General features: G+C 50.7%; 29 protein-coding genes and 1 pseudogene. 3 read left to right on the forward strand and 27 right to left on the reverse strand.

Translation table 11 applies throughout. The features are described from left to right. Positions 1 to 13: 13 nt before the first annotated feature. On the reverse strand, positions 14 to 229 hold the full coding sequence (locus tag HV229_RS26175; RefSeq protein ID WP_023180886.1) for a hypothetical protein: 216 nt from the start codon (positions 227 to 229) through the stop codon (positions 14 to 16). 145 nt (positions 230 to 374) lie between these two features. On the opposite strand from HV229_RS26175, the gene HV229_RS25595 reads away from it, so the two are divergent. Then, a complete protein-coding gene (locus tag HV229_RS25595) occupies positions 375 to 617 on the forward strand; it encodes a hypothetical protein (protein ID WP_165501436.1) in 243 nt (80 codons plus the stop codon). Between the two features lie 1372 nt (positions 618 to 1989). On the opposite strand, the gene HV229_RS25600 is transcribed toward HV229_RS25595, so the two are convergent. The 4 genes from HV229_RS25600 to HV229_RS25615 form a co-directional block, all read right to left on the reverse strand. After that, a complete protein-coding gene (locus HV229_RS25600) occupies positions 1990 to 2550 on the reverse strand; it encodes a hypothetical protein (protein ID WP_071684153.1) in 561 nt (186 codons plus the stop codon). An 86-nt stretch (positions 2551 to 2636) separates the two neighbouring features. Further along, positions 2637 to 2957, reverse strand: coding sequence for a hypothetical protein (locus HV229_RS25605; protein ID WP_165501437.1), 321 nt, complete (start codon positions 2955 to 2957; stop codon positions 2637 to 2639). Continuing rightward, complete coding sequence (locus HV229_RS25610; RefSeq protein WP_130715059.1) at positions 2954 to 3190, reverse strand: DUF1380 domain-containing protein; 237 nt, start codon at positions 3188 to 3190, stop codon at positions 2954 to 2956. The genes HV229_RS25605 and HV229_RS25610 overlap by 4 nt, the downstream gene beginning before the upstream one ends. Before the next feature lie 85 nt (positions 3191 to 3275). Further along, complete coding sequence (locus HV229_RS25615; protein WP_024144955.1) at positions 3276 to 3542, reverse strand: hypothetical protein; 267 nt, start codon at positions 3540 to 3542, stop codon at positions 3276 to 3278. 187 nt (positions 3543 to 3729) lie between these two features. Between HV229_RS25615 and ydfZ the strand changes: the two genes are divergently transcribed. After that, positions 3730 to 3933, forward strand: a complete 204-nt coding sequence (ydfZ, locus tag HV229_RS25620; protein WP_006812537.1) for a putative selenium delivery protein YdfZ — start codon at positions 3730 to 3732, stop codon at positions 3931 to 3933. Positions 3934 to 3983: 50 nt separating this feature from the next. Here the strand turns inward: ydfZ and HV229_RS25625 are convergent, their stop codons facing one another. From HV229_RS25625 to HV229_RS25655, 7 genes are all read right to left on the reverse strand, one after another. Beyond that, positions 3984 to 4355 carry a hypothetical protein gene (locus tag HV229_RS25625; RefSeq protein ID WP_000766011.1) on the reverse strand — a complete coding sequence of 124 codons (372 nt, stop codon included), beginning with the start codon at positions 4353 to 4355 and terminating at the stop codon, positions 3984 to 3986. A 2-nt stretch (positions 4356 to 4357) separates the two neighbouring features. Further along, entirely contained in the window at positions 4358 to 4639 is a 282-nt protein-coding gene (locus HV229_RS25630) for a hypothetical protein (protein ID WP_023315997.1), read from the reverse strand. Then, positions 4636 to 5325 (reverse strand): hypothetical protein, encoded by a 690-nt coding sequence (locus HV229_RS25635; RefSeq protein WP_130715060.1) that lies wholly within the window; start codon positions 5323 to 5325, stop codon positions 4636 to 4638. The genes HV229_RS25630 and HV229_RS25635 overlap by 4 nt, the downstream gene beginning before the upstream one ends. A 58-nt stretch (positions 5326 to 5383) precedes the next feature. Then, positions 5384 to 7069: a class I SAM-dependent methyltransferase gene (locus HV229_RS25640; RefSeq protein WP_181547763.1), complete on the reverse strand. Its 1686-nt coding sequence runs from the start codon at positions 7067 to 7069 to the stop codon at positions 5384 to 5386. Between the two features lie 142 nt (positions 7070 to 7211). Continuing rightward, positions 7212 to 7784 carry a hypothetical protein gene (locus HV229_RS25645; protein WP_071692168.1) on the reverse strand — a complete coding sequence of 191 codons (573 nt, stop codon included), beginning with the start codon at positions 7782 to 7784 and terminating at the stop codon, positions 7212 to 7214. A 117-nt stretch (positions 7785 to 7901) separates the two neighbouring features. Continuing rightward, positions 7902 to 8090: a hypothetical protein gene (locus HV229_RS25650; RefSeq protein WP_047055012.1), complete on the reverse strand. Its 189-nt coding sequence runs from the start codon at positions 8088 to 8090 to the stop codon at positions 7902 to 7904. A gap of 9 nt (positions 8091 to 8099) precedes the next feature. Continuing rightward, the gene (locus HV229_RS25655) at positions 8100 to 8594 is read right to left on the reverse strand and encodes a hypothetical protein (RefSeq protein WP_047055014.1); all 495 of its coding nucleotides are present in this window, start codon (positions 8592 to 8594) and stop codon (positions 8100 to 8102) included. Between the two features lie 394 nt (positions 8595 to 8988). On the opposite strand from HV229_RS25655, the gene HV229_RS25660 reads away from it, so the two are divergent. After that, the gene (locus HV229_RS25660) at positions 8989 to 9591 is read left to right on the forward strand and encodes a hypothetical protein (RefSeq protein ID WP_052768126.1); all 603 of its coding nucleotides are present in this window, start codon (positions 8989 to 8991) and stop codon (positions 9589 to 9591) included. A 173-nt stretch (positions 9592 to 9764) separates the two neighbouring features. Here the strand turns inward: HV229_RS25660 and HV229_RS25665 are convergent, their stop codons facing one another. The 15 genes and pseudogenes from HV229_RS25665 to HV229_RS25740 form a co-directional block, all read right to left on the reverse strand. Next, positions 9765 to 11300 (reverse strand): IS66 family transposase, encoded by a 1536-nt coding sequence (locus HV229_RS25665; protein WP_016239903.1) that lies wholly within the window; start codon positions 11298 to 11300, stop codon positions 9765 to 9767. A 49-nt stretch (positions 11301 to 11349) separates the two neighbouring features. Beyond that, entirely contained in the window at positions 11350 to 11697 is a 348-nt protein-coding gene (gene tnpB, locus HV229_RS25670) for an IS66 family insertion sequence element accessory protein TnpB (protein ID WP_000609174.1), read from the reverse strand. 672 nt (positions 11698 to 12369) lie between these two features. After that, positions 12370 to 12513: pseudogene (locus HV229_RS26535) on the reverse strand (morphinone reductase); the annotation flags it as partial. Between the two features lie 275 nt (positions 12514 to 12788). Then, positions 12789 to 14066, reverse strand: a complete 1278-nt coding sequence (locus HV229_RS25685) for a DUF2254 domain-containing protein (RefSeq protein ID WP_003036928.1) — start codon at positions 14064 to 14066, stop codon at positions 12789 to 12791. A gap of 64 nt (positions 14067 to 14130) precedes the next feature. Beyond that, on the reverse strand, positions 14131 to 16128 hold the full coding sequence (gene betT / locus HV229_RS25690; protein ID WP_032939120.1) for a choline BCCT transporter BetT: 1998 nt from the start codon (positions 16126 to 16128) through the stop codon (positions 14131 to 14133). Positions 16129 to 16967: 839 nt separating this feature from the next. Then, positions 16968 to 17198 (reverse strand): hypothetical protein, encoded by a 231-nt coding sequence (locus HV229_RS25695; RefSeq protein ID WP_058671987.1) that lies wholly within the window; start codon positions 17196 to 17198, stop codon positions 16968 to 16970. A gap of 202 nt (positions 17199 to 17400) precedes the next feature. Then, positions 17401 to 17994: a phage N-6-adenine-methyltransferase gene (locus HV229_RS25700; protein WP_004109976.1), complete on the reverse strand. Its 594-nt coding sequence runs from the start codon at positions 17992 to 17994 to the stop codon at positions 17401 to 17403. Positions 17995 to 18179: 185 nt separating this feature from the next. Next, positions 18180 to 19022 (reverse strand): hypothetical protein, encoded by an 843-nt coding sequence (locus tag HV229_RS25705; RefSeq protein WP_049002214.1) that lies wholly within the window; start codon positions 19020 to 19022, stop codon positions 18180 to 18182. Positions 19023 to 19150: 128 nt separating this feature from the next. Then, entirely contained in the window at positions 19151 to 19708 is a 558-nt protein-coding gene (locus tag HV229_RS25710; RefSeq protein ID WP_000208226.1) for a 3'-5' exonuclease, read from the reverse strand. A gap of 9 nt (positions 19709 to 19717) precedes the next feature. Beyond that, complete coding sequence (locus tag HV229_RS25715; RefSeq protein ID WP_004109992.1) at positions 19718 to 20137, reverse strand: hypothetical protein; 420 nt, start codon at positions 20135 to 20137, stop codon at positions 19718 to 19720. A gap of 63 nt (positions 20138 to 20200) precedes the next feature. Then, positions 20201 to 20845, reverse strand: coding sequence for an AAA family ATPase (locus HV229_RS25720; RefSeq protein ID WP_000386471.1), 645 nt, complete (start codon positions 20843 to 20845; stop codon positions 20201 to 20203). Then, positions 20845 to 21321 carry a dihydrofolate reductase gene (locus tag HV229_RS25725; RefSeq protein ID WP_048665155.1) on the reverse strand — a complete coding sequence of 159 codons (477 nt, stop codon included), beginning with the start codon at positions 21319 to 21321 and terminating at the stop codon, positions 20845 to 20847. The genes HV229_RS25720 and HV229_RS25725 overlap by 1 nt, the downstream gene beginning before the upstream one ends. Continuing rightward, positions 21318 to 21713 carry a hypothetical protein gene (locus tag HV229_RS25730; RefSeq protein WP_160956520.1) on the reverse strand — a complete coding sequence of 132 codons (396 nt, stop codon included), beginning with the start codon at positions 21711 to 21713 and terminating at the stop codon, positions 21318 to 21320. The genes HV229_RS25725 and HV229_RS25730 overlap by 4 nt, the downstream gene beginning before the upstream one ends. Before the next feature lie 19 nt (positions 21714 to 21732). After that, on the reverse strand, positions 21733 to 22836 hold the full coding sequence (locus tag HV229_RS25735) for a thymidylate synthase (RefSeq protein ID WP_022649915.1): 1104 nt from the start codon (positions 22834 to 22836) through the stop codon (positions 21733 to 21735). A gap of 189 nt (positions 22837 to 23025) precedes the next feature. Next, on the reverse strand, positions 23026 to 23895 hold the full coding sequence (locus HV229_RS25740) for a phosphoribosyl-ATP pyrophosphohydrolase family protein (RefSeq protein ID WP_047722242.1): 870 nt from the start codon (positions 23893 to 23895) through the stop codon (positions 23026 to 23028). Positions 23896 to 23918 lie beyond the last annotated feature (23 nt).

Raw genomic sequence — 23918 nt, forward strand, 5'->3', positions numbered from 1 at the left:
CATCTCTTCACCCTCACTTCGTTTCTGACGTCGTGCAGTTCCACGCGACGGACATTGGGTTGTCCTCGATATGGAAATCAAACGTCCCTTCTCTATATCCTTCAGAGATGAGCGTCGCCACGCGACCAGCAACATCCTGGGAACGGATAACGTCATCGAGGGAGATCTCACACTCGGAGGACTCTTCCTCGCCACAGAGGGTGATGCTGATATTCAGATGCTTGTACATGTGTTTCTCCTTTGTCTAAACACGTTGTTTTCTTGTTGGTGTTATTATCGCAATAAGAAAACGGGGAAAAAGAATTCCTTAAAGGCTGATGTGCTTGTGCCGATTTATTGCTATGTATGTATCTGGCTAACTCAGAGGGAATGTGATGAGCACTAAAGACTACACAGACGGGTACTTCAGCATCGACGCCGAGAGAGGCGAGTTGCTACATGGCGGCATCACTGTCGGACGCGTCATTTTGGTTAACGGTCAGATTTACACAGAGCTGGACGATACCAGTTCAAGCGCACCTGTCGTCTCCGGCCCCTTCGGGACAAGAGAAGAGGCGCTCGATGATTTGTGGGACAACAGGGACGATGCGAATCAGGGCAGTGAGATTTTCGAATAAACGTCCTCGGCGATTTCACCACCAAAACCCGTAACCCTTTACACTAGATCTGGCTTCCCGATATGAGCGTGCGAAGCTGATCTGGTCTCAATGCTCAACTGCGGGATTCACCAATTCCCGCACTATTCAGGTGAATGAGGAAAAGGCATACTCCCGCAGCCGTCCCTCGCTCTGAACTGGGATGTACCCGTTTCCCGACCGGCAGCCAGCCTTTTCCCTGCGGCGATGCCCCCGTTCCTGAAAAGGAACATGGCCTTTTCCCTAGATGGCCCGAAGGCTGACCGAAGGGGTGGATAGGGACGTTACGGGGGATGAAAACTATGGCTTGAATTTCTACGGAGAAAGTAGCGATACCCCTCTTCCCCTTCCCACTTATACCTCCAGTTAAATCTCTACGGATTTTCTCTCCTGTGGACGTGTAAACCTTCCCCCTGATAACGCTCTATACGGCGAGTATTCCTTTGGGTGAAATGGGTGGTTTGTTCTCTCTACCGGCGTATGTGGTTTCGTTGTTCTTGAGGTGGTTCTTCTCTGTGTTTTCGTCTGGGTTGTTCTCGTCGTTTTGGTGAGTGTTCTTCTCCGTGTATAGAGTAATGGCATGTGCGCTTCTCTCTTCGTTTACGTGAAGAGATGGAAGTGTGGGTAATGGCAGTAGGGCGCTTTTGTTGTTCTCCGCATATGAAGTAATGGCGTTCCCTGCTATTCAGGAATTTGCGCTCCCTTTCGGGGTAATGGTGGGTAAACGAGATTGCGACGGTTCCTGTTCTGGTCTGGGTTTGTCCGGGGTTTCGTTCTGGCTGTTCTTCTCCGTGTATTGGGTAATGGCGTGTAGGGGTTTGCGTGCGCGAGCTGCGTTCTCGGTTGCCTGGGGAGATTAGGTGGGTGGTCTGTAGCCTGGGGCAAAGAGGTGGGTCTTTTCGGTAGCCTGACAGGAAGAGGTGGGTGTTTCCGGGATTGTGGGTAATGGCGTCTCTGGTTTTCCTGTGGGTGTGGTTAACTTGTTTTCTTGTGCCTGAAAACAACTTGTTTAGATGTCCAATATAACGCAACGGGAGCGCTTCTGAGCGTGTCTGTTTTTGGGTGGTATCACGAGTCGTTTTTGACGTTTTGGTCGCAGGGAGATGGATTCTGGTGCGTAGGATTTTGGGTATAAGAGATGGCTTGCGAAAACGTCAACTTTTTAGACCAAATCAAGGGAAAGCGTTGACTTTTCGTTGATGTGTTATTTATTTGTTTTCTTATGGGTGTAATTGGCTTAAATGCCTTGTCACGCCTGGGCTGGGGCAGGTTGGAGGGGTGGGGAAAGTGGCGATCAACGGACTCTTATAGAAATCCTCAATTTGTGACCGCCAATGTCAACGAGTTGCAGCCGCTAGTTGTTCAGATAGGCATCAGGAACGCGGACATAAAAGTTTCTGTCGCCGGTCAGTTCCAGAGTAACGTTAATGTCATTGCCGTTATCCAGCGTAGCCGTCGCTTTATAGAACTTGTCCGTCACCTTGTCCTGAATTGTCACCTTCATACATTTCGGCGCTGTGGTTCCGTTATTCTCTTTCAGAATGGTCGTTACGAGAGGACAAGCCGCTTCTTCAAGAGCAACCTCTTCCTGGTGCGGGATGCCGATAAAGATGATGCAAGCCAGCGAAGCGACAATGACGATAAACGGAATCCGACTCCCTTTTGTGATGGTCGCACGCTTCCAGAGATAGACCGGCAGGAAGAGTACGCCCCACAAAATGGCCGGTGGTTCATAGCCTGCTTCTGAGAGTGCCATTCTGTCGGCCACCAGCAAACCGATGACGGCAACACCGCCAATGACCATTGCGTAATTGAAGTACTCGTCTGGCGGTACGCCAAAGAAGAGAGGCAGGAACGCTAATATCCACGCATAAATATTTTTCAGAGGTTTTGTTTGTTGGTTCTGGGTTTCCATCACATCCATTCCATCAGATTAAAACAGTGGTCATATGTTACCAATTTTCCTCGCTTATATAACCTGATTACTCAACGGGTGGGCGATCACCAATCCCATGCAGGCAGCCCATCCACCATCTCGGCGTCGCAATCGAAGTGAACCGCGTCATAGCCGGCATCCAGTACCTTCTGAATGTTCTCGATGGTTTGCCATGTGACGCCGTAATCACGTAGCTCTTCTTTCCAGTCGTTGCCACGCATACCTGCGCGGACAATCCATCCGTACTCCGTGCCGTGTACCCAATTCAGTCCACGATCTGTTAGTGGGTCGAAACAGATATTAGGCAGACACTCAGAGTCATGCTGTGTAACGTGGGCGGTGCTGATCACCGCCGTCTTATACGATTCGGTGATTTTCAGCATCATGCCTTCTCCTTTGGAAACAGAATGTCGGCCGTGTCAGAAATGACATCCCAATTCACACCGACGCTGGCGTCATGGCACTCTTTGATTTTTCGCAAAACCTGAACGCACTGTTTGTCAGTCAGATCTGGTCGCACTTCACCTACATCTTCCTTGTGCCACATTACCATCAGCAGCGGCTCGTCTTCTGGGTAGTTCTCCAGCTTTTCGATGATGTCTTTTGCGGTTCCGAACATGATTAACTCCTTAAACAACTTGTTTTCTTGTTGGCGTTATTATCTAAAATAACAAAAGGCAGAAAACAAGATGTTTAAGGGATGATTAGGTGAGTTTGAAGTCGTCCGCATCGTCGACGAACTCCATAAATCTGGCCTCCACGCTTGAGTGCGTTATCAGAAACTCAAGACCCCTTCCAAGCGAGGTTGGTTCTTCCAGCAAAAACTCGAACCCATCTTCATGAGTCCTGCCTAACCAGTATCCGCCGCCATACTCCTTCAATCGTTGAAAGAAAACGTACTGCCCCGGTTTGAAATTTTGAAGAGTCTCGCCCCTATAAACGATCTGATAGTTTGAGTCTTTGAGTCCCATTTTTTCGCCCTCAATACTGTATATACAAACAGTAGTATTTATTACTATACCGGTCAACTTTGCGGGTTAAGGGAATAACAAGGTGGTGAAAACAATTTGTTTCGGCACTTGAGATTTTGCAAACCGCACATACATGAAAAGCGGCAATTTTTGAAACCTGATTTGACCCAAGTGAAAGGAGGAAACGATGAAGACCTATGATCGCAACCGTAACGCTATCACTACCGGCAGCCGAGTGATGGTGGCAACGAATGGTGCAACGGGAGTCATCAAGGAAATCTGCGGAGAAGGCAAATCAGAAGAACAATTACGCCGTTCTGACTGCGTGTCTATCGAAGGTGTGGAGGGTCTGTTCTGCCCAATGGATTTAGTTCGCCTGGGATTCCATTAATTTAATAATCTAGAAAACAAATTGTTTAAGGCCACTACTGTGGCCTTCATTTACTCTGCGATAAGCGATCCAATCATCGCCTGTAGCTCTCGTTCTTTTTCTTTGGCTACACGGAGTAATTCGGCATTTACATGACGTTGCAGCTTATCCATTACGCGGAACGACGGACGGCGCATGACGCTCTCGTCGATGGCTTTGGTATTCAAGCTAATAAGATGCCCGAAGTGGTTGAAGCCAGCCCCGACGAACACTTCATATAGCTGGGCATCGCGCTCAAACAGAGCGATCCCATTTCGCACCTCAAGCAGCGTTCCTTCCTCAATAAGCGTATCCAGCGCCTTATCCCAGACCGGACAAAAGCGATAATTGAAACCTTCCAGTAATGCTGTAAAAAACAGCGAAACGGCATTACCCAACTTCATAGTTACTCTTCCTTACTCCTTGCTCTGTTAGCCTGCACTTCCTTAGCCAGCTCGTAGGTAATTTTGCACGGCACAATCATCGCCCAGCCTTTTTCGTGGCTGTTAATCACCTGCTGAACATGGCCGTCTGTAATGGGCAGATCCGGCAACTGTTTAAAAACTTCCATCTGCTCATGGATATGCAGAAACCACCTTGCCAGCTCCATCTGCTCACCGCGGGTGAGGGGATTATCCAGCGGGGACTTAACAAAAGCGGAGACGCGCTCGACAGGCAGATCATTCATGCCGCGCACCTCTCTGCTTTATCCTGCAATTCGCGGACATACTCGACCAAAGAGCCGCCTGGTGGGACCTGGCATTCCTCAACTAACTGGAAGTAGATGTCTGCGGCCGCGCGTGTGTTCGAGCCTTTGTTTAGCTGCTCTTCGCGCAGCGCATCACGTTCGTTGATCAAACGAACACACTCGCCGTTACGCTGATCAACAACGGCCTCAAGTTCAGCGATACGTTCGCCTGGCGTCTTGCCTTCTTTGCGCTGGATGGTGACGGTAAACTCGCCCATTTCAGGAACGTTGTATCCCAGCTCCAGGTAATTTCTGGCGCCGCTGCGGACGAACTCACCTGCGAACATGGTGGCGAACATCGCAGAGGCCATCTCTCCTTTGAAAAGCGACTCCAGAGCTAACGGAGTGCCGGCAGACAGAGCCTCTTTTGCTGTGTCCATTGCGTCCATGAACCGGTCGAACTCATTGGCGCGTTTCTCAAGGTCTCTCCACTGCTGGCTCCAACGGCGTGCCAGATGTTCGATAAAAACCTGCGCCGATTCATCAAAGTTACCTTCGAACGTCACAAGCTCCTTGTCGATTTTGATGGTTCCGGCAGGCGTTCCTTCGTTCCCCTGTAGCACTAAATTAAATGGCAGCTTCGCCTGATTAACGCTGGCGAATGTAATTCTCGATTTTTCGCTCATGTGTTCACCTCTGATAAAGTGGCTCTATTCTTACATAAATTAGGTAAGTATTTACCTATCATTTTACGCGTTTGAAAACGTATACGCTTACAGTGATTCCGGTGTCTTCAAACTCGTCAGTAAACGACTTCCCTTTGGCATAAACGTAATTATCCAGCGTCATCCAGTTCAGAGCTGGCGCATCACCCGGCAGTACTGCCACCAGTCGCCCGCCGACTTTAAGATGCTCCAGCGCGGTCAGCGTATGCTCTCTGTGACGGCCAAGAGAGTAGGGCGGGTTCATGACGATTTTGTCGAACTGATAGCCTGCGTTGTCCTCAGACCACTTCATGAAGTCGCAGCAGACCGTATTTGTGTACCCCTTGCCAATCAGGATATCAGCGAAGAGAGGTGCGACTTCTATGCAGGTAACGTCTTCCGGATTGGCGTCGATGCAGGCCAACAGATCTCCGCGCCCGGCTTCAGGCTCCAGCAGCTTCTCACCTGACTTCAGCTCGATGGCTCTGGCAACGTACTCCGCTATCAAACGCGGGGTAGGGTAGAACTGGTGTGATTTTGTATCCGGTATTAAGCCAGTGGCCACAATCGTATTTAGCGTATGACCGATCTCATACGGGAACTGCCAGTGCTTTTTCTCCTGCACACCGCCAATGAAGTTCAGTGTGCGCTCAAGCTCTTCCACCTGTGACTTCTGTAGGTTGGAATCAGAGAAGTACCAGACGCCTTTGTCTTTGCTGAATCGCCCGTCGCGCAGCGTGGTACGAACCGGCTCGGAGATCGTCTTCTGGATTAACCCGAACTCTTTTGGTGCCGGTGTTTTGGGTGCAGTACGGCATGGCGCCGGGATTGCTGCAGGCATACTGTAAGCCAGCACCTCATTCAGCTTCCAGGCCACGTCAGGATGTATTTCAAAGTGAACGTTGCCGTTCTTGAACATCTTCACGCGCATCAGGTTTCCGTCGACATTCATCCAGTCACCGGTCTGGCAGTCGTTTGCCCGGTACGCAGCTGATAGCATCTCAGTTGTGCGGTTGATGGTGATGAACTCTTTGTGCGCGAAGAAATGAAGCATGACGCGCAGGTCGTCGATGTAGTCCTCTTTCCGGTAGTTCACGCTCACGCTGTCCCGCCAGAACTCGGAAATGAAGTTGGCGATGATCAGACGCTCGCTAAAGCCGTTCGTCTTATTGGTCTTGTGGGCAGGACTCAGCGCCTTAAACAAGCCATACACGCGCTCAGAGAGATATTTGTGCCTGTCATTCAGCAGATTGAGCATCGTGGGGATGACCGTTTCTGCTTTGAACTCCGGCACGCCAACGAACTCCTTAACCTTCATCTGGTAGCCGGTTCTGTCAGTCCTGATGGTTTCCTGTTTGCCTTCGATGAACTGCTCACGCCACTCGTCGCGGCGGGAAGCTGGCATGATCAGCAGAACGTTTGTCATATCCGTGACCTTCTTCCAGTACTCGGCCCAGATATTCTGTTTCACCCATTCAAGGTCGACCTTGTCCAGCCAGGCTCTGTTAAAGCGTGTGCGCTCGTCATCCGGCCGGTGGTTGAGTCGCAGTAGGCGGTTAATCATGTTGTGGCGTTCATCGCCATAAATGAAGTCGTGAACCTGATGCATGAATGCGATCTCTTTCTCGCACTCGGCCACAATTTCGTGGATGACGTTCATTTCCTGCCGGTAGTCGATATCAGTGTTTGGGGTGATAGCGTCAATGATAGAAAGAGCTGTATTCATGATTGCACCATTAAACAAATTGTTTTCTTGTTGGTGTTATTTTCCCAAACTAGAAAAGGCGTAAAAGCAGCATTCACAGGCGTTGCAGCTGATTTAAGGCGTAAAAATGGGGGGCTTTCGCCCCCTGTCGGCAGGTGAGAAATTAGTGGTGTACGTGCTGCGTTTTGTGCGGCTGTTTGTTCAGGTCGTGGCGATGCGTAAGCTCGCGCATCATGTCTTCAAGACGACTCTTGGTGTCGTCAAGCTGGTCGGCCATTGCCCCCAGCAGCTGGCGAACGGCCATCGGATCGTCGCTGTTCAGCTCAGGCATTTTGAACCCAGACTGTGAAGACATCAGTTTGAAAGCGGCCAGCAACATCGCCAGAGAAGACTTCAACCCGGCGATTTCACGATCTTTGCTGGCGTTGGTTTCATCTGCCTTGACTGAATCCGGTGAGCACTTCGGCTTGCTTACCATTTCCAGAGTTGCCTGAAGTTTGTCGGCGCGTTCTTTCTCTTCCAGATACGCTTCGCCGAAATGACGCGCCAGCATCACAATTTCAATAGGATCATCAATCATGCTAGAGAACTTGAGAGCGCTGAAAAGGCGGTCGATAGGGGAGGCGTAGTCTTCGTGACCAACCACAAGACCCATGATCTCAACCAGTTCGGCCGCACCAACTTTTTTAATCACGCTTTCAACTTTGGCATTAGTTTTTTTGCATTTTTCGCACATGTGTTTTTTCCTTATGTTTTTAAACAAGTTGTTTTCTAGATGGCGTTATTATGGCGTGACTGAAAAGGTGGGCAAACGCTACGTAAAGGCGGACGCCCACGCTGAAGGTCTTCATTGTTAAAAAAATCCGAGAATGCTACCCACCGGAACAACGAAAATTCCCACGACACGCGCAAGTGTCATTCCGGCATCAAACTGAAGATCGCCACCGTTCACGAGTTTCACCAGATTCATGATCCAGCCACCAAGCAGAAAAATGGCGAAGCCAACAATCATCTCGATGACTTTCTGGAAGCTCCATTTCATGCAATAGCCTCAGTCACAGCAGAAGGAAGATCCGGAGTTGCAGGTCGAGCTGGAATCGTGTCCAGCAGCATCCCATCCAGAGAGACAGGGGGTCGTTCTGGCAGTGGTGTCGTCTGCAGGGTTGTAGTGGAAGTAGTTGTGTCCGGTATCAACAGACTCTGACCGGCTGGTACGGCTACCGCTGCCAGGGTTGCTAAAATTACTCCGTAGGCCATTGGCTTCAGTCGATTTCGTTGAAAATTTTCCATGAGAACTGTCCTTGTGTGCCTGGGATTCACGCAACACACGAGAGGCGACGGAATCACGCACCTTCTCCATGCCTACTGTCGCGCCCAGATTTGCTATGGCGGTAGCTTGCGCATCAATGCGCTTCTCCAGCTCAAACACTCGTTCTTCCAGTTCCGCAAGGCGTGCAGAAACACAACCGCTAAACAGCTCGGCCAGAACCAGGCGAATTGAACGGGGACGTTTATTGAAAGAAGTGAAAGGCGTTTGACGTGCCATTTGGATTCCATTCAGTGTCAGAAAGAGTTGCGGCTGGCCAAGCCAGCCGCCTTTTGGCGTTCCATCCTAGAACAGTACCTAACCGGTACTTCGTCATCCTGACGAACGGTAAGATACCTGATTTAAAATGATAGGTAAATACTTACCTATCATTTTGTGACAAAAATCCAATGTCACGCTTGTGAGGCATATCGGCTGCGGAGTAGGCGGCGATCAGAGCAGGCCGTTCAATAGATCTGCTTTGAGAGAGGATTGGACCAAGCCCTAGATAACGAGAGAGCACGGTGCTAATACCCAAGACGACAACAGACGAGTTCATGGCAACATTTTGGAAGGTATCTTCGTATCATGATGTGGTTAAATAGACACAATTTAACCCAATGGAATTTTAGCCATGCTAACCTTCTGGCACGAATATTCAGATCTCATCTCCGCATTTTTAGCGGCTCTTTTAGGTGGCTGTTTCACGATGAAAGGAGTGACAGCTCAGGTGAAACAGCAGGCAAAACAGCAGGCAACAGCGGCCAGAGAGAAGCGTATAACAACGCTATTGGGTGTCAGAGAGGAAATAGACTCACTGATTAAGTTGTATAAGGCCAGAATTGAAGAGGAAATCAAACAATACGACCGGAACTCACCGTTCGATAACATTTTCCCCATTACTCAAAACTACTTCACTTTCTATGAAGCTAACTCGGCATCTCTACCTGAAGTTCATAGAGAAACACTATCAAAAATTGTGGCTTTTTATACAAGCGCAAGAAGCCTAATTGATTCCTATCGCGGTAATAATGCCCTTATCGAAAGGCTGGACTCCACGCAGGTTGCCAGTGACATTACTGGCAACAAAGAGCATCTTGCACACCTGAAAAGATACACAATCCTAGCCACAGAGTACGGCCGCGGATTAATGATGATTCATGAAGAGGTCATGCTGCGCTATAAACAGGTTATAGAAGCCATCGATGGTGAAATCTCGCAGCTACAATGCAGTTAGTACTACAGCCTGTCCGCTTATGGCGCGTAGCGGACTAGCTCATTGGGCAGAAGGTCCGCTCTGAGCGAAAAGCGGACGCCCGCATAGCGTAAACAGGCGTCTGATATTTTGATATGGATTGATGACTTAACCGTAAGCGTGCAGTGAGAACCGTATTGACGAAGTGAAGCTGGTCAGGCAGGCAGAGTAACCCGCCACGGGAGCAGAGCACCCACCCGGTTCACAGGCCAGTCGGCGATGACATCAAGTACATAATGCAGATAGCGTTCCGGATCCACGCCGTTTAATTTGCACGTCCCGATAAGACTGTACAGTGACGCACCGCGCTCACCACCATGATCCGAGCCGAAGAACAGCCAGTTTTTTCTCCCCAGACTGACCCGTCGTAGGGCGTTTTCGGCAATGTTATTATCCACCTCCACCCAGCCATCTTCTGCATAGCGGATCAGCGCCGGCCACTGGTTCAGCGCATACCCGAACGCCTTCGCCAGTTCTGAGTGCCTTGAGAGGGTTTTCTGTTTCTCCCGCAGCCACCCCTCCAGTGACGCCAGCAGCGGCAGCACTTTTTGGTGCCGGACTGCCTGCCGTTCCTCTGCTCTTTTACCTCTGAGCTCCGACTCGATGGCATACAGCTCGCCGATCCGTTTCAGCGCCTCCTCCGTCAGGGCTGACGGGGTACGGACGTGAACATCGTGGATTTTTCGGCGGGCATGGGCCCAGCACGCGGCTTCCTTTATATGGCCGTCGCGGTAGAGCTCGTTGAACCCGGCGTAGGCATCAGCCTGCAGTACGCCACTGAAGCCTGCAAGATGGGTCTGAGGGTGGATACCTTTTCTGTCCGGGCTGTAAGCGAACCACACTGCGGGGGCCAGCGCTGATCCGGCGTTGCGGTCGTCTCGAACGTACGTCCATAAGCGCCCGGTCTTCGTCTTCTTATTGCCCGGCAACAGCACCGGGACAGGCGTATCGTCAGCATGGAGTTTGCCGTCGGTCAGGACATAGTGCTGAAGGGCTTCATCCAGCGGTGCCAGCAGACGACAACACGCATCCACCCAGCCCGACAGTACAGAACGACTCAACACTACACCCTGGCGGGCATAGATCTCCGACTGGCGATACAGCGGTGTGTGCTCTGCATACTTTGAGGTCAGCACTCGGGCCAGCAGCCCCGGTCCGGCGATCCCCCGTTCGATGGGGCGCGAAGGAGCCGGGGCCTGAACGATGCGATCGCACCGACGGCAGGCATGCTTTTCACGGACTGTCCGGATAACCCGGAAGGCGCTGCGCATCAGCTCCAGCTGTTCGGCGGCATCCTCACCCAGGTAACTCAGCGAACCACCGCACTCCGGGCAACACGGCTCAGTCGGCAGCAGCCGCTTCTCATCCCGTGGGAGTGACTCAGGGAACGGTTTGCGGGTGCGGGTCTGACGCAGCGGGCGCTGCACTGCCGGGTCATCCACCCGGCCGGTCAGCGTATCGCTTTCCTGCTGCAGCAGGTTCAGGTCAGCTTCCATTTGCGCGATACGGCGGGATACCTTTTCGGAACGACTGCCGAAGTTCATCCGGCGCAGCTTATCCAGTTGCGCCTGCAGATGGTCTATTTCGCGTTCCCGGTTGCTCAGCTTTTCCTGCAGGGCGTGGATCAACGCTTCCTGTTCGGCCAGGCGCTGTTTCAGCAGAAGGATGTCGTCAGAAGAGGTGTCGTTCATAAGCCTGTATTTTACCAGGCTTATTCTGCGACAACCAGGATAAAGAGCGCTACAACATGGTCAGGGATGTCAGTAACCGCTTTGGCTGTCGCCAGTCGATACCTTCCATCAGCATCGCCAGTTGCGCCGGCGTCAGGAACACTTTGCCATCGCGGGCTGAGGGCCAGGCGAAGCGACCACGTTCCAGTCGCTTTGTCAGCAGGCACAGACCATCGCCGGTGGACCAGAGCAGTTTTACCTGACTGCCGCTGCGTCCCCGGAAGATGAAGACGTGGCCGGACATCGGGTCATCTTTCAGCGCGGTCTGCACCTTTGCGGCGAGGCCATTGAAGCCGTTGCGCATATCGGTGATACCGGCAACCAGCCAGATTTTTGTGCCTGCGGGAAGATTTATCATACCGGCCCCCGCATCAGTTCGCGCAGGACAGTGCTCATGAGTTCAGCAGAGGGATGAGTCAGTGTTATTTCTCCTCCCCGACATTTTATGTGGCAGGTAGCGGGAGGAGAGCAGGATGGTAGTTCGAAGGTTGGGAGAGAAGAGCCCGCCTGAAGCTGCACGGGTATCAGGGCAGGAAGCGACGATGAGTTTTTTCGGGGCCGACAGACCCGCCCTTCACGCTGCCAGAGCCTTATCCATTTAAAGAGCAGGTTATCATTGACGTCATGTTTCCGGGCCAGTGCGGCAATACTGCCTTCTTCTTCAAGAGCCAGCCTGACCAGTTCCATTTTGAATTCAGGGGAATAGTGTTTCCGGGGAAGTCTTTCTTTAGCGCGCATGAGGTGTCCACCTGCAAAATAAGTGGGTGCTTAAGTTACAGGATCCTGGATTCGGGACCAGACGGTACTCAGACGACGCTTACACTTAACCCCTTCCCCGCTTCGTCAATGACTTTCTCGTCATTATCTTTGGTAAATGATCCTTTTGCCTTTCCGGTAGAATACTCAGCATTATTTCTGAAGAGCGGCAAAGACGAGTGCCTTGCCATGAGTTCACCATAATTTCATCTGCGCCCGTGCGGCGAACCAGATCCCTGAGCCCGTCACGGACGACCTCCGGTTTGCCCCATACGGATTCACGCAGCTGATAATATTTTGCGGTCAGTTCATCAGCGGTATCACTAGTCATTGCCCGTGAGCGGGTCATGGGGGCCATAACGACGCGGTTTACCAGGTCAGTATCACCGGTCTGAAACGGGGTAAATAATTTTTCCATTTTTATCTCCTTTGCTGGAGGAAATATGATGGTCTCAGCTACGGAATAAAAAAACAGTAGTCTGTTCCGAACTGAGTAGACATAATTTCTACATTTAGTGTTCTCCTGGTATTAAACCGAAATATTTGATTGTAGGCGATGTCTTACGTAGAGATAAAGCCTGCTGCAAAAGTGATGAAGACTCAGTATGTTCTCTTCTAATACAAAGCAGACGCCCATTCTCATGCAGACGCTTTGTTCTTGTCTCGCTAGCAACCAAATCGCTTGCTCCACAACTATGATTGCTTATTAGCGTTTTCATCAAAAAACAAATCAAAATAAATTGATTTTATGAATTCTCTATCGGAGTCTATATGGTCAGCGCGATTTGCATGCTCTAATGTTTCAATTGCCAGAGTGTGCGCGGCATCAGCAAACATCTCAGGCCAACCCGTACTCAGCATAGATAGCCCTTTGAGCACTCTTATCTGAATCTCTCTCATACTGGCACCATCGCGTGCGACAGGTGAGAAAAAGTCTTCCAGGAGATCGTTGTTCTGAAGTGGCGCAACGTGTACTGAAGGATAGGTCACTTCAATTTCATGAGACTTATTCTGCGCGTAAGCAGAAAGTATACGAACACCTCTGCCAATGACATCGATTGCGGTTCCAGGATCGTTCACTGCGGGTGAAAGGGCTCTGCAGGCTATTTCGGCCATGACGCTAAGACAAAATCGGGGATCCTGAGCAAATGAACGCACATCCGAGACAATGATCGTCTCAAGTAAATCGGCGCAGATTGATGACTCCTGGCCCTGACTCAGGTACAAAGCTGGCATGGACGGATGAATGAAACTGCCTGGTTGCGCCACAAGGTATACATGACGAGGATCATTGGCCAGCAGCTTGCTGAGTTTCTCCATATCAATATATTCAACATAGCCAATCTTCTTCGGATAAACTGCAACCGTTCCTTTCGGCTGTTCATAGCTCTCAAGCCATGGATATCCGCCGAGACAGGGATTTCTGGCTCTCGCAATAAATGTTTCGATGGCCGCCTGTTCTACTTTTGCTGTTGTCTCACCGACCCTCCCCAGAGAGGTCAAATGCTGTATCCAACGAAGCAATGTGATGAGGATGAGGGCAATGACAACGAGTGTGACAATGAATAAAATGACTCTTCCCCTTTCTCCGTAGGCTCCCATATTGAGGGCAATAATTCCTACCAGACTGAAGAGAAAGGAACCAATGAAGGTGGCCAGTACATTTTGTGTGGTTACGTCTTCCACAACTAAACGCGTTGCTCTGGGAGTAACATTAGTAGTGGCTGAACCGTAGGCTGTGACCATGATACTCAGCGAAAATGTGGTCACTGCCAGCATACTCGATGCCAGTATGTTCAGAATGTTATCAACTGCTTCCGCACCAACCTTCACTGAAACCGACTCAGGAATCATTGATTTAAAAAGAATAGATAAAAGAGCCGTTATTATCGCGACAATTGCGAATAACGTAGCTCTGAACCAGAGTTTCTTAAATGTTTGCTTCAGAATCCATTGCCAGCGTGAAATCATTCTGCATTCCCTCGTATTGCGGTCGGGATAAATAATTGCCGCCCCCTAGGACGGCATTTTGCTATCAACGAACCAGGTGCAGGAAGTGCAGGTGTTTTTCGTACTGGTCCAGTATGTCATTAATCAACTGTTCCTGATTCCAGCCCATCACATCATAATTTTGACCGCCTTCTTTGAGATAAACCTCAGCGCGATAATATCGATGTTGGTCAGTCTGCTGCTCATCATTATCCATTGCGGCGAGCGCGAAGGTGGGTGAGCTATACCCGCGAAGCCTCACTTCATATATAAAATTCAGCTCGTTGCCCAAATCCACTTCAAGACGAATACGATCGTCGGCTGCGTCACTAATGTGGCTTATCGTCCCCTGCTTGTTCAGTTCTTCCTGAACCAGCGTCATGGCAGGCTGGATAATGTCGTCCATAAAACGTTTCACAAGAGATCGTTTCGGCAGATACGCGATATTGCGTAACCTTCTCTGCCAGGGAATTGGGTTACGTGCAGCCGTAGGAGCAATAGTCGCCATGCTCAGGCTTTCACGCTTAGTCAAATCTCGACGCAGGGCTTTTAACAGCCCGTATATGGATATCAGCAAGATCACGGAGAAGGGTAATGCACTTGCTATTGTCACCGTTTGCAGCGCGCTCAGCCCTCCCGCAAGGAGAAGCGCAATTGCAACAACTCCCATGAGCGATGCCCAGAAGATTCGCTGCCAGACGGGTGTGTTTGCCACCCCACCTGATGCCAGAGTATCTACAACCATTGCCCCCGAGTCAGCAGATGTGACAAAGAAGACGATGACCATAGCCATTGCAATAAATGACAGCACGGAGGAGAACGGGAAATGCTCCAGGAAATTGAACAAGGCCAGCGAGACATCCTGTTGGACGGTATTGGCGAGATCGGTCGCCCCCTGGTTCATAATGAGATAGATTGCGCTGTTACCAAACACCGTCATCCACATGAGCGTAAAGCCGGCCGGAACAAACAGCACGCCGGTGACAAATTCGCGAATGGTTCGGCCGCGTGAGACCCGTGCGATAAACATCCCCACAAATGGCGACCATGAAAGCCACCATCCCCAGTACAGTAATGTCCAGCCCCCCAGCCAGTTGCTCGACTTAGGTTCATATGCGTAAAGATTGAACGTTTTACTCACCAGTTCCGAAAGATAACCGCCGGTATTTTCCACAAATGACTTCAGCAGAAGCACAGTTGGCCCCAGACACAGGACCAGCGCCAGGAGCAACAACGCGAGGCCCAAATTGAGCTCAGACAGGATACGTATTCCCTTGTCTAGGCCGGTCACCACAGAAATCGTCGCTAACCCCGTGATGGCCACGATCAGAATGACCTGCACCGTTTCATTAATGGGCACCCCGAATAGGTGGTTCAAACCGGCATTCACCTGCAAAACACCGTAACCCAGCGATGTTGCAACGCCAAAGACCGTACCTATAACGGCAAAAATATCAACCGCATGGCCTATAGGTCCGTATATGCGATCGCCAATAATGGGATAGAGTGCAGAACGCAGCGTTAAAGGTAGACCGTGGCGGTAACTGAAAAAGGCCAGAATCAGCGCTACAATGGCATAGATTGCCCAGGCATGCAGACCCCAGTGGAAGAAGGTCAGCCGCATTGCTTCCTTCGCTGCCGCAACAGTCTCTGGGGCGCCAACGGGAGGTGAGAGATAATGCATCACCGGTTCAGCAACGCCAAAGAACATCAGGCCGATCCCCATCCCTGCCGAAAAAAGCATCGCAAACCAGGAGTGATAGCTGAAATCAGGTTGCGCATGGTCCGGACCCAGCTTGATATCACCGTAGCGTGAGAGTCCCAGAAACGTGACACTCAATAAAATCAGGGCCACAGCAAGGATGTAGAACCAGCTTGCATTCGTGAAGATTTGTTGCTGAAGTAGTTTGAAATTTTTGTCAGCAACATCCGGGAATGCAGCGGCAAAAGCGACAAGAAGAAAAATTAACAAAGCAGATGTAAAGAATACAGCTTTGTTAATCTGGCTGTGACACTTCTTTGGGATTGTTTCATTTTCACTCATAATCATTTATTCCATTGATTTAAATCCGTATTGGATAATGCTTACCACCTCTTACAGAGTAGCAAAATTCAACTGACTATGCGGCGTGAATCGAGCACATGGTGTGATGAGTGCCGATACAAATCATCCTATAATCGAAGGAGTTCTTTGTTAATCAGCCTGCCACTTCTTGGGTATTTAATTTGCATATTCTGTACCAGAGCTGGGATATACGTTAAGTGAAGTATATTAGACACGAATTACCAGCTTCTGCTTTTGGCACATTGAAGACATTACGATGGGCGATTTTTCCCCTCACGCGTGTGCGTAAATATTAAAATTTTTTCTAGAAAAGAAAAACTTACTTCCCAGAACAGGTTTTAATAAAACCTGAACTGAACGAACGAAGTGAGTGAAGTTCACCTCGAACGAAGTGAGAGGTTGTCTTTTCAGGTAATACTCTCCCAGGGAGGTGAGTACAAAATTCCCTCACCAACCTGGTCGTTACATAACCTGAAAAGTTATGACCTAAGTCTACTGCCAGCTTAGGCTTGGGAAGTTATGGATGACAGCACCCCAGAACCGAGATCTTCCCACACTTTATGAAGGGGAGTACTGGATTCAACCTCTCGAAACACTCCAGACTCGACAATCATAAAGTGACCCTTCTCTCTGCCCACTTTGGTTCCCCCTTCCCCAACCCCTAAACGGTGCTGGTTCTACGCTGGTAGTGAGCTTTTTTAAACCTGACGCCAGTGACGCTATCCCCCACCCATCAGGTCGAGCTGCCGGAATCAATCCGGAAAGCGGGTAGATTTTATCACTGGCGATCTGCGTTTTAAATGGTAAGTACTTACCGATTATTTCGATTGATTATTTTCTCGACCATGAAGCTGGACGTTCAGGGCAAACACCTCATTGATGAGTTCCCCTAACAGCTGCTCGACCAGCTCTTTGTGCTCACCTGAGTGAAGGCACTTGAGCGACCATTCGTAGAGACTGAAAGCCTTATCGCGATCTTTCATCATGTCGCGTACTTTGGTCAGAAAATCGCTCTCAACGAGCGCTACGACGTTCGTCGGGTATACCATGATAGTTTTCCTTACTGTGGTTCATAAAATCGATTCTAGAGCGTCTGGAGAGGGGTTCCAGTGGGTTCTGGAGGTGTAAAACGGTCTGGGAGTTGTTTGGAAATCACGTCTTAAAAAGCCTGCGTCTGTATATATTAATAATTAGTACTTAGTTATTTATATATACGGAAGCAGGTTCTCAAACTAACTCCCAGACTGGTGTTTACGCTGCCTTTTTACGTGGTCTCTTCTTCCTGACAACATTGGCAGGATCATAACCACCCAGCTTTTTCATCACCGCCAGCGGTATCTTGCTGATGGTGTGCCCAGCTTCCTGACAGTAGCCACGGAAGATAAGCAACATGCTACCACCAGGGTTGATGTTCACCTCCACCAGCCCAAGTTCAACATCCGGCTCAACGAACGCCACGCGGCCGCCAGACAAGATGACGGTTTCGTTGGCGCATTCAGCCGCACGCTCGTACCACTGCGTATCGAGGGATTGTGGTATCAACATGACTGTCGTCACTCCACGCGCCTGCTCGCGAATGGCTGCGTCTATCCAGGGGGTGATTTTGGAGTAGGGCGGGTTAAGGAACGCCACAGTGCCAGGTTCTCCCCAGCTGCACTTGAGCGCATCACGCTCAACACCGATAAAGTTCGGCAGGAGGGCATTATCTTTGTTGCAGGCGACGTCCACATCGAACTTTACGCCTATGTAACGTTGGATGGCGACAAACAACCACTGCGGTGTGCGCCAAAGGTCGCGAAGAGAGGCATCACGCTCTCGCTTTTTGATTTTTTCGGCTGCGATCATTACTTTGTTCTGATAGGTAAACACTTACCTATCTTTTCATTTAATCCAACGGATAGCAAACAAAGAAGAACGCGCCAGATCCGCAAACGGGAAGCTCTCTGGCGCGTTTTATCGATGCTGGGTATGCGATTAGCTTACCCAGCGTCCTAAAGCTCTCAGGGGGCTTTAGATCGGGTAGGGGAACATCATCCAATGGAATACTCCGCTATGAATTTTTTGACGATCGGCGACTCTTTATTAAGGGTTAGATTTCCACCTTCCCTGGTGGCAATGCCAGTAGCTGGAAACACAGCCATCATCTGGCCAGCCTGAGTCGAAGCGGTGTTGAGCGGATATGGTTTTTCCGGGTTGCTCATTAGCGCCAGTTTAATGCTATTGCTGGTCGCCGTGTTCGCGTCAAGGATATGGCGCATTGCGATTACCGTGTAGACGCTGATTTCCGGCCCACCACTAAACCAGTTCAAAAGGTTTAAGATCTTGTCTTTCGCTTTGACTGGCGCCCCTTCGAATGCGGCAGTAAAGCTCTCACTTTCCAGACCGGCTGTCGCATAGAACGATTCGTCCTTACCTTCCAGCGTGAAGCGAGGTTTGGCCGGTGTACGCTCTGATTTTGCCTTCTGGCGTTTTGGCTGCTCTTCTTCAGGTTTAGGCTCTGACGCCACTGAAGGTAAAGGGGTTGGATCTGTACCGGTAGTCTCAGTACTTCGAGCGTCAAGTTCAGGCGCTGTCTCGTTCACTATCTCCGCAACAAGGTCACGCTCTGGTTCCTCGACCTTCACCGATTCGTGCTCAATCTCAAGTTCTTCCAGAACGCTACTCAGATCGCCGGTAGAGCTGGCATTCATGACTTCATCCGCCACCGCCTCGACTGGTTTTGCGATTGCATCATCCAGACCAGAGAGAAGATCGTCTATCTCGTCGACCCCGCTCATTTTCGCAGCTTTCTGAACTGGTTCGTCGAGAGATTGCAGCATTGCAGTCAGTTCGTCCAGGTCATCGTTTTTAACAGTGTTTGTAACTGCGCTCATTTTTAACTCCTTATGTTTTCGTTGGTGCGTTTCCGCGTTTTGGTTGAGCGTATTTTGGCAAAACCTATCAGGCGGAAAAGTCATAATTACAGGCAGTTAGAAGAACTGAAGGCAAAGAAAAAGCGCCATCAGGCGCTTTCGAATGGGAGTTTGAAGAAGCCGTATTTCTCTCGGGCTTTGAAGAAACACTGCATCATCAGGTCAGTATCGTAGAGAGCGCTGTGGGCCTTCTCACGGTCGTAAGTGAACCCAAGTGAGAACGCCAGCTCTTCCAGGCGTGGGCGCTTCCCATCCTCGGTAGCCCACAAGCCATCCAGCATGGAGTCAACCAGAGGGATATCTGGCAATTTCACCCCATAGCTACCGAACTCGTGGCGAATGAACGGAAGGTCAAAAGCCTCTCCGTTATGGGCGACTAACGCGCTACATGCGCCCATGTACGCAGCAATCTTGCCTGCGTGGTCAGCCAGTAGCGGTTCCGTCGCCAGATCTTCCAGTGAAATGCCATGCACTGCCTGCGCCTTCGGATCTATGCTTCGACGCGGGTTGAAGCGCATCTCAAGGCTGTCGATGTGCTTCTGGGTTTCCAGTTCATAACGGGTTATCGCGATTTCGATAATTTTGTGGCCGGATGTGAAGTCCAGCCCTGTGGACTCAATATCGACGCCACCGACAATCGTGGTCATTCGTACTCCTTACAGCTTCTTCGCGCCTTTCAGCAGTGCGCCACGCACAAACTGAGCAGCCTTTTTCAGTGCGTCCTCGCCACTTTCGCAGACGACCGGCTCGCGCCATTCGCCCGTTGATGTGTTGAGGATCTGGATTTGGTTGGTCTCCAGGCAAACGGACACGTACAGAACCGTACCGCCTGAGAGTTTGAGGTGCATAGGAAACAGAGGGCGCTTGGTGCCGCCATTGAACTGCGACATCGCCACATTGATGGCTTCGCCAACCTCTTCCCCAACAAGCCCTTGAACGGACTCAAACACTGCGCGGATAGCCAGACGTGCTTCACGTTCACTCATCAAAGAGCGGGATTGTTCGTCAGCAATGCGGATCAGTGCTTCAATCGCTTTACGATCTAATTCATCCGAGAGGGGAAGTTCGTCTATCATTCTGTTTTTCCTCGATTCATTTCGCGTGTCTTATTGTCACACTGCCCAACAGGGGAGCAACATTCAGTGGAAGGTCACTCGTCCTGTTATACGGCGCTCGATGTTTTCAGCGGCTCTGTCCAGCACTCGCAATACCGATCTGGCTCGCGCTTCAACCGTGCGGCACTTTTCAGAAATAACGAACACCTGCAGATCGCCGGTTTGGGGAAGCGTGTTGATTTTCGTCAGCTCACCGCACATAAGTGCATCGATGCGAGCAACATAGAGACGGTCAAGCGATCCTCGCTGGGGACGCGCGAGATCTTTGCTGGAAAGCTCAACGCCCGGGCGAAGACCCGCGATAGCATTGAAGTTGGAAATGGCCGCTTTGTGGCAAAACTGCTCAATGTCGAGAGCCAGCTCGATGCAGCGGTCTTCGTTGGTCTGGCCGACCAGGTCAAGCGTATAAGCCATGACATCGGCTGGCGTGCGGTCGATAACAAAACCTTCAACGCCGCGGGTGATCATCTCGATGTGTCTGGCAATCTCCATCTGAACCTGAAGACGTTCGTAAAGGGGCAAACGCTCGCCAACCTTCACCCCCAGACTGCTCATCAGCTTGCCAACGCCGGCATCCACATACGGAATGCCATAATGCGCATCGATGTACCTTGCCAGGGTTGTTTTTCCACTGCCCTGTGCGCCAGTGATTCCAATCCGGTAATCCATTACGACCTTCTGTATACGATCTGCAAAAAGCCAGACTCATCCTCATTTGCACGTTGGGTATAAGCCGTTTCGACTGGTACGAACCCTAAAGAACGCATCATTGGCGCCGGGAAGAACGCATCCGCGCCCGGCACATCCACGCCAATATGCGACAGCCAGATCTCTTCTACGTGTGGCATAAAGAGCGAGTAAATCTGCCCGCCACCAATCACCCAGACCGGATCTGGTAGTCTCAAAACGTCATCGATGCCAGCGGGGTAGAACCCATTGGGGATATAGCCACGAGAGCGCGTCAAAACGAGGTTATGGCGCTCTGGCAGCGGGCGTTTAAGACTTTCCATCGTCTTACGTCCCATCACGACAGTGGCGTTTTTGGTGAGTTGTTTGAACAGTTTCAGATCGGTCGGGCAACGCCAGGGAAGTTCGTTGCCAATGCCGATTTCATAGTTGCGGCCGACAGCTGCAATCATCTTCATTGGCTTACCTCATAGATGGTTGGTCGCTGGTGAGAATCTGCCAGCGCAGAACGCAGACGCGGATCGTGAACCAGTGCGGCGATAAGTAAGTCGCCTTTGTGCTCTGCCAGCGTGCGCTTGATATGGGTTTCAAAACTGACACCGCGCGGAACCAGGTGGAGCCAGTCATAATCAATGCCGAAGTCCTTCAGCCAGCGTTTGGTTGGGCCTTCGAGCGCTTCCGGACGACTACTGATAAGCACCACTTCAGCACCGGAGCGAGCAAAACCACGCAACATGCGGCTGGTGGGAAAGATGAGTTCATCACCGGCAATGAGAGCGCCTGCATCCGCATCAGGCACTGCTTTGCGATGGCTGGCTCTCGCCAGCACACCTTCAATTTCACACAACACATACATCCCTCTGGCCATATCACACCGCCACTGGAACCTTGATCCACGGAAGAGGGCTGTAGCCGCACACCTGCACACCTTCCCATTTGAAGTCGTCCAGTTCGGCCCATTCATGCGGGAAGATGACAACCGGGTCGGACTCTTTGGGCGGCTCGCGCTTCATCAGTTCCTCAACGCCTTCCATGTGGTTGTCGTAGAGATGAACGTCAAAGCCAAAATGCACGAATGCGCCAGCCATGTGGCCGGTGATCTTCGCGAGGAAGTGGGTGAGAATGCCGTAACCGGCGATGTTGAACGGCATACCAACAAAGGTATCGACGCTGCGCTGCACCAGGCATGAGTTCAGAATGCGTTTCGGGATGCCCAGCTCGTCCAGCATGTTCTCAGTAATGCCGCCATCTCTTTCCAGAAGACACAGCATCTGGGTGTAAATGGACTCGTGGCCGTGGCGGTTGTGCTGAATGCCAATATCGGTGGCCATCGTCAGTCGGGTCTCAAAGTCCAGCTCGCGACTCCACAGTGAAAACACGAAATGGCATGGCGGCAGCTTCATATCTTCCAGTTCGCCAACATTCCAGGCATTCAGCAGGATGCGACGATCTGTCGGGTTGGTGCGAAGCGTGTGAACGATACGCTGTAGCTGGTCGATTTCACGGGACAACACAACGCGATCTTCGCTTACGCCCAGATACCCCTCGACCTTGTACCCGCGCTCACGGAACGTGTCGATTTTGCTCAAATACTCGCTATGGCTCACGATGCGGGTGTCTTCCCACCGACGCCATTGCTTGCCATAGACCGGGCCTAAATCGCCATTTTCATCAGCCCAGGCATCCCAGATTTTGACGCCATTGTCTTTCAGGAACTGGATGTTGCCCGTTCCTTTGAGATACCACTCCAGCTCAACCAGTAACGGCTTCAGATTGACGGCTTTTCCGGAGATAAGTGGAACAGAGCCGCCCGTCAGCATGTAGTAGGAAGGGACATATGAAACGCTTTTTGTGCCGGTTCCGGTGCGATCACCAGCGTGAACGCCAGTGTTGAGCACCGTTTCAACCACTTTGGCATACGAACCACTGGCAAACTGACCGTTCGTAAAGTCTCGATTCAGTAGGATAGACAAAATCAACCTCACACAAGATAAGTAAGTACATACACATTATTTTATACAAGTTTATCTGTCAGAAGTGTGTAAGGCTAGGAGGGGAGTAAAAAAAATGGTGGCTCTTAGGCCACCATTGCAATGAGCAATTAAGAACTTGGACAATAAAACACGCCAAGGCAATATATAATGATAAGTAGATACTTACAATTATTTTTTTACCATCTCGTAAAGAGATGATGATTTCGCCTTCTCAACAAAGCGAGTCAGATCCACATCGCTGTAGGTCGGGGATTTGAGGATCTTGCCATCAGAAATTCTGAAGCCAATCATCATGTCAGTCCCTTCAGCATGGCGGAAGCCCAGGTCTTCCTTGTCGTATTTGCAATTCTCTACCGCCACACGACGCTCTTCGGCGTCAGCCGGCCACAGCTTGGTCATGTTGGAGCGATGGATTTCTGCCACCAGCTCAACAATATCGATACCGAGAAAATCAGCCAGGCGGTAGGTCATCATGCAGGCAACGTAGATTTTGTTCATCACGCGGCGCAGCTCCTGCACCAATTCGGAATCGCTTATCGGCTTCGCTTCTAGTTTGTCAGCCAGCGCATTCAGCATTAATGCAGCTTCTTTTGCTTCTTCAAACGGGATGGCCATATCGTCAAAGACCGTGTTGCCCGGAACCATGATGGTGTGGATGAAGCGATCAACACTCTGCTCTTGGGTGTAGTAGCTCATGCCCGTAGAGATTCCGCCTTTGATGGCCACCATTGTGCCGACGCCCACGTAAAGGAAGTCAGCCATCGCGTCCAGCAGTGCCGTCATATCCCCATTTTTGGCTGCCGGGATGCCCTCGGTAACAGCTTCTTCGTGGATCAGCTTGGCACGCAGACGCAGTAATGCCGGATCTGGAATGGCACGGCGTGGGTGCTGAAACAGTGTGTGGAACTGGTCAACCATCAGGTAGATGCTTTCCGTTGCCTTGCCAAAACCAGGATTCAACTCGTAAGGCTCTGGCTTAAATCCCACGAGTTTGTCTGCGGCAAGTTTCAGATGATCGGTCAGTTTCGTAAATTTCATGTCTTCTTTCTTTCCTTTGGACT

It is taken from the genome of Citrobacter sp. RHBSTW-00524 (assembly GCF_013747755.1).
GTDB lineage: Bacteria > Pseudomonadota > Gammaproteobacteria > Enterobacterales > Enterobacteriaceae > Citrobacter > Citrobacter braakii.